Raw genomic sequence first — 5905 nt, 5'->3', positions numbered from 1 at the left:
GGGTGACGCTCGAGGTCGTGGAGACCGAACCCGTCACCAAGGGGCAGACCGCATCCTCGTCCTACAAGCCCGCGGTGCTGTCGAACGGCGTCCGCACCGGCGTGCCGCCCCACGTCAGCGTCGGCACCCGCATCGTGGTCATGACGGAAGACGGCTCCTACGTCGAACGCGCCAAGGACTAGAGCCTTTCCGCTTCTGATGGAATCAGAAGCGAAGCTCTATGTTTTAATGTTTGACGCGTTTTCTTCACGCGAACCGGTATCCACTTCGCTCGAAAACGCTATAAACGAAGCGGCGACGGGAAGCGGGGCACGGATGTGAGACTGACGGTTCGCGGCAGCAGTCCTATCCGGTTCGTCGGACGCGCCGCGGCGGCATGGCTGCTGCTCGCAGTCACGATCGGCAGTGCTGCCGCCGGCGACTTCAAAACGCCCGGAATTTCGACCGTTCGCGTGGAGTGGCGCACCGTTCTCGACCAGCTCAAGTCGGAGATCGAGGATCGACCTGCCGTCGCCGACCGCTTCACCTTCAATGCGCTGCGTCACTTGCCGTTGTCCGATCCGCGCACCATGCCGGCGCTGATGCAGCTCAACGCGGCGACGCTGCCGCTTTTTACGCGCATCAACCAGAGTCCGGTGCCGGTGCTGCTGCCGTTCGATACCGGCATGTATCTCAGCGAGCGCACGACCGACGCGACGGCTCGCCCGCCGCTCGCCCGTTATCAGGACGGATTTCAGGAAAAGATGTTCGATGCCGGCCCGGCCGGCTATGACGCGAAGTTCGCATTGGCGCCCGGCGCGGCCGATGGCATGCCGCAACTGACCTACAAAAGACCCGTCGAAGTCCAGATCACAGGCTCGATCCTCACCTACGACATCGACGATCCCTCGGGAGTAAAAGGCGAATCCGTGAGCGCGCTGGCGGCGCAGTTTCCCGACCTCCGGCGCATCATCCTCGAAGGCTACGTGCGCTACGCCTTCACGCGGTTCGACGTCCCCTATGTGGTTTCGATCCATTGCCTCGACAGCGCGCCGCGCAAAAACCGGCTGGCATGCCGCGAGGCGTCCGTGGTGGGCGAGCGTTTTCTGAAAGCGTTGCGCATCGCGGGCGGGAGGCCGGCGCAATCCCGCATGAATATCGCACCCGGCGCGATGCCGCGCCCGGCAACCTCCTCGCCCGATTTCACCTACCGTCCTCCGGGCGACATCATCGCGAACAGCGGCTATCGCGGCCAGAGCGGCCGAGCCGACACGACCGCCTATTCGCAAATCCGGTTTCCGATCGAGCAGGCGCCGGCTTACGCGAACTCGCAATCGTTCCTGAACCGGGGCGACTGCTTTCATCGCGGTCGCGTTCCCCCGCCATCCGACAAAGGCGACCGCTATCGTTGCAAGTCGAGCAGCAAGCCGCTGGCGTTCGACGAATCCGCTCCTGAAAACTACTCCTATCCCTGGCAGGACAATTTCTGCGAGGCTCGTGATTTCAACGTCGGACAATGCCCTGCGGGATCGGGGCATCAGGGACAGGACCTGCGTCCGGCGACATGCACGCTCCGCAACAAGCGCGCCGACCGCTGCATCCCGAACCGGTACGCGGTTGTGGCCGTGCGCGACGGCGTCATCATCCGTTCGCCGAAGCAGCAAAGCGTGACGTTGCTGGTCAACACCCGCAACGAGCACGCACGCTTTCGCTACATGCACATGAATCCAGCGCAACTGGACAAAAGCGGCATGCTCGACGATCGCCACGTCAGCGAAGGCGAAAAGATCGGTTTGGTGTCGAACTACATGGGTCACCCGGGCGGCACCACCGCGCATCTGCACTTCGACGTACAGGTGTTCACGCGCGAAGGCTGGATCTGGGTCAACCCTTACGTCACGCTGATCTCGGCCTATGAGCGCCTGATCGGCGGGCGCGGCCGCGAGATCGCCACTGAAGCCGAAGCCGGTCCGCCAGGGGCGAAGCCGCAGGATCCCGTTCATCCCGGGCAGCCTGCCGAGGGCGAGGACGATTGAGAAAGGGTCGAGTTCCCGCGACGCAATGAACCTTTGCCGCCGGACGCCCCTCTCCGTTAAGCTCGCCGCATGAAAACTTTCGATTCTCGAATCCGGATCAGCCGGCGCGGCGCGCTGCAATGTCTCGGCGCGGCGGCGATGCTCGCGCCATTCCCGGCTCTCGCAGCGACGCCGCAAGGCTTTGAGCAGTGGCGCGACAGGTTTCGTGCCCGCGCGCTAGCCAAAGGCATCTCGGAGGCGACATGGAATCGCTGCATGGGCCGGATCGAGCCGGACATGAGCGTGTTCAAGCAGATGCGCAACCAGCCGGAGTTTCACGAGAAGACCTGGCAATACATCAACCGCCGCGTCTCGGACTGGCGCATCATCGCCGGCAAGGAGGCGCTGCGAAAGAACGAGGCGCTGTTTTCGCGGATCGAGCGCGATTTCGGCGTCGAGCGGGGCACGCTGCTCGCATTGTGGGGCGTCGAGTCCGCGTTCGGCGATCCGCTGGTGCAGAAGAATCACATGCGGCCGGTATTCCCCTCGCTGGCGGCGCTCGCATGGAACGAACCGCGTCGGCGCGCGTATTGGGAAACCGAACTGATCAACGCGCTGCGCATCGTGAACAAAGGCTGGAGCACGCCCGAGGAGATGCGCGGCTCGTGGGCCGGCGCGATGGGGCATACGCAATGGATGCCCGAGGTCTGGCTTAACGTCGGCATCGACTATGATCGTGACGGCCGGGTCTCGCCGTTCGGCAAGCCCGACGACGCGCTGGGCTCGACCGCGCGTTATCTCATCAACCGCGGCAAATATCATCGCGGCGAGCATTGGGGATATGAAGTGCGCGCGCCCGGCGGCGCGAGCGGCAATCGCAGCTATGCCGCGTGGTCGGCGGCCGGCGTGCATCGCGCCGACGGCAAGGCGTTTCCGCAACCGAATGCCTCGGCCAAGCTCTGGATTCCCGAACCGGGCGGCCCGGCGTTCCTGCTGGGACCGAATTTCTACGCGGTGCGCAGCTACAACCCGTCGATGAACTATGCGCTTGCGATCTGTCATCTCGGTGATCGCATCCTCGGCGCGCCGCCCTTCATCCAACCCTTCCCCGGATCGGAACGCGCGCTCACGCTCGCCGAAGTGCAGGAGGTGCAGACGCGCCTGACCAAGGCCGGTTTCGACACCGGCGGCACCGACGGCCGCGTCGGCAACGACACCATGAAGGCGGTGAAGGATTTCCAGACCCGCGTCGGCTTGCCGCCGGACGGCTATGCCGGGCTGCAAGTGCTGGCAAAGCTGAGGCAGGGATTGTAGAGCGGGTTGGCGATGAAGCATTTCAACACGTCATGGCCGGGCTTCGTCCCGGCCATCCACGTCTTTCTTATAGAGCCGATGCTAGCTAGCTAAGACGTGGATGCCCGCAACAAGTGCGGGCATGACGGGGCATGCGCAGCATGGTTCACCTTGAGCAGATCACATTCTAGGTGAGGCTTACCGGATAACCGCCGGTCCCGGATCGGGCACTGCGACATCACACACGCGCAACTGCACGCGCTCCGCGCCCTGCCAGCGATCTACCGCCAGTGACCCAGCCACATGCAGCGGTTGCCCGCGCAGTTGCGCCAGCGCGTTGCCGAGCGGCTGGCCGACCGCGCGGAATGCGATGCCGTTGACGATCGCCCCGTCGCCGGACTTGAATCGCAGCCGAAGGTGCGCCTGCCCGACCTCGTCGGCATGGATCAACTGGTGCGACGGCAGCGCCACCACCGGCTCGGGATTACCCGCGCCGAACGGCCCCGCGCGATTGAGCATGGCCACGAATTCAGGCGCCACCGCTCGCGCGCTGACCGCGCCGTCGATGAACAGTTCGTTGACGTGACGCGACCGCGCCACATCGGCGGCAAGCGCCTTCTCCATGTAGGCGCGGAATTCCGCCAGCCGTTCCTTGCGCAGCGTGATCCCCGCCGCCATGGCGTGACCGCCGCCCTTGAGCAGCACACCGTCGCCGACCGCCTGCCGCACCGCCCTGCCGAGATCGACGCCGCCGATGGAGCGGCCCGATCCGGTCCCGATGCCGCCGGGCTCCAGCGCGACCACGAAAGCGGGTCGGCCGAACTTGTCCTTCAGCCGCGACGCGACGAGACCGACCACGCCGGGATGCCAGCCCTCGGACGCCGTGACGATGACCGAGCCCTTGTCCTCGAGACCGAGCGAGGCCAGCGCCTCCGCCTCCGCTTGCGCCTCGGCCGCCTGCTCGATGACGCGGCGCTCGGTATTGAGGCGATCGAGTTCGGCGGCGATCCGCGCCGCTTCCGAGACGTCGCCTTCGAGCAGCAGCCGCACGCCCAGGTCAGCACGCCCGATGCGGCCGCCGGCATTGATGCGCGGTCCCAGCATGAAACCGAGATGCCAGGCTTCCGGCGGGCCGTTCAGCCGCGCGACATCCATCAGCGCGGTATGACCGATGTGATCGCGGCGGCGCAGCGCGATCAGCCCCTTCGCCACGAAGGCGCGGTTGAGGCCGGTCAGCGGCGCGACATCGGCGACGGTACCGAGCGCGACGTGATGCAGCATGTTCAGGAGATCGGGCTCCGGCCGCTCCGGCGTCCAGAAGCCGCGCTGCCGCAGTTCGCGGTTCAACGCAACCAGCGTCACCAGGACAAGGCCGACAGCGGCGAGATGCCCGAGGCCCGAGAGATCGTCCGGGCGGTTCGGGTTCACCAGCGCGTCCACATCCGGCAGATCGTCGCCGCACTGATGATGATCGATCACGACCACCGACATGCCCTGTTGCCTTGCGACCGCCAGCGGCTCGATGCTCGTGGTGCCGCAATCGACCGTCACCAGCAGCGTCGCGCCTTTTGCCGCGAGCGCGTTGATCGCGTCGACGTTCGGGCCGTAGCCCTCGAAAATCCGGTCCGGGATATGGATCAGCGGTGTGAGGCCGCAATGGCGCAGATGCCAGGCGAGCAGCGCCGCCGAGGTCGCGCCGTCGACGTCATAGTCGCCGAAGATCGCGACCGTCTCGCCGCGCGTCGCTGCGTCTGCGAGTCGTTTTGCTGCCGCCTCCATCTGCGTCACGGTGAAGGGATCGGGCATCAGCCGGCGAATGGTGGGATCGAGAAAATCCGCGACCGCATCGATCTCGACGTCGCGGCCCGCGATCACCCGCGCCAGCATTTCCGGCAACTGATGCCGCTGGGCGATCGCCAGCGCACGCGCCGCGCCCCGCGCATCGAGGCGGTCGCGCCACAGACGCCCGGTCACCGAATGCGAGACGCCGAGAAAGGCGTCAGGCGCTTCGACCGGCAATGCGGTGGCTGGCAAGGTCATGATGTCGTCCGCGCCTTGCGAGACATTATCGCGCCGGGCACACGGCGTCGCGCGAAGATTGACGTCAATCCAGGTGAAATTTATCCAACTGGCGGTGCTCGGCCTTGATGCGGCGCACGGTGCCCGTCACCGAGCGCATCACCACCGTATCGGTCTTGATCACGTCCTTGCCGAACCGGACACCCGAGAGCAGCGAGCCCGATGTGACGCCGGTCGCGGCGAACACGCAATCGCCTTTCACCATGTCGCCGATCTCATATTTCTTTTTGGGGTCCTTGATCCCCATCTGCAGGGTCCGCTCGCGCAAGGCTTCATTGTCGATGATGAGGCGGGTCTGCATCTGGCCGCCGATGCAGCGCAGCGCCGCCGCGGACAGCACGCCCTCGGGCGCGCCGCCGCTGCCCAGGTAGATATCGATTCCGGTTCGCGGCTCCGCGGTGTGGATGACGCCGGCGACGTCGCCGTCGCTGATCAGGCTCACCGCTGCGCCGACCTTGCGCAGCGCGGCGATCTTCGCGGCATGACGCGGGCGGTCGAGCAGGATGGCGGCATGACGCGGGCGGTCGAGCAGGATGGCG

At 65.9% G+C, this 5905-nt stretch carries 4 protein-coding genes and 1 pseudogene; 3 read left to right on the top strand and 2 right to left on the bottom strand.

Annotated elements, in window-relative coordinates; translation table 11 throughout:
• From BGN91_RS10075 to BGN91_RS10065, 3 genes and pseudogenes are all read left to right on the top strand, one after another.
• Positions 1-182 (top strand): annotated as a pseudogene (locus BGN91_RS10075) (elongation factor P); the annotation flags it as partial.
• Between the two features lie 135 nt (positions 183-317).
• The gene (locus BGN91_RS10070) at positions 318-2015 is read left to right on the top strand and encodes a M23 family peptidase (protein ID WP_292612748.1); all 1698 of its coding nucleotides are present in this window, start codon (positions 318-320) and stop codon (positions 2013-2015) included.
• A gap of 69 nt (positions 2016-2084) precedes the next feature.
• On the top strand, positions 2085-3308 hold the full coding sequence (locus BGN91_RS10065) for a lytic murein transglycosylase (protein WP_292612747.1): 1224 nt from the start codon (positions 2085-2087) through the stop codon (positions 3306-3308).
• 177 nt (positions 3309-3485) lie between these two features.
• Here BGN91_RS10065 and recJ read toward each other — a convergent pair whose 3' ends face one another.
• Positions 3486-5327, bottom strand: coding sequence for a single-stranded-DNA-specific exonuclease RecJ (gene recJ, locus BGN91_RS10060; RefSeq protein WP_292612746.1), 1842 nt, complete (start codon positions 5325-5327; stop codon positions 3486-3488).
• Between the two features lie 64 nt (positions 5328-5391).
• Positions 5392-5905: fructose-bisphosphatase class II (locus BGN91_RS10055; protein WP_292612744.1), on the bottom strand; the 514-nt coding region annotated here is incomplete at its 5' end.

The organism is Nitrobacter sp. 62-13 (assembly GCF_001896955.1).
Lineage (GTDB): Bacteria > Pseudomonadota > Alphaproteobacteria > Rhizobiales > Xanthobacteraceae > Nitrobacter.
This window is presented reverse-complemented; position numbering and strand designations above follow the sequence as displayed.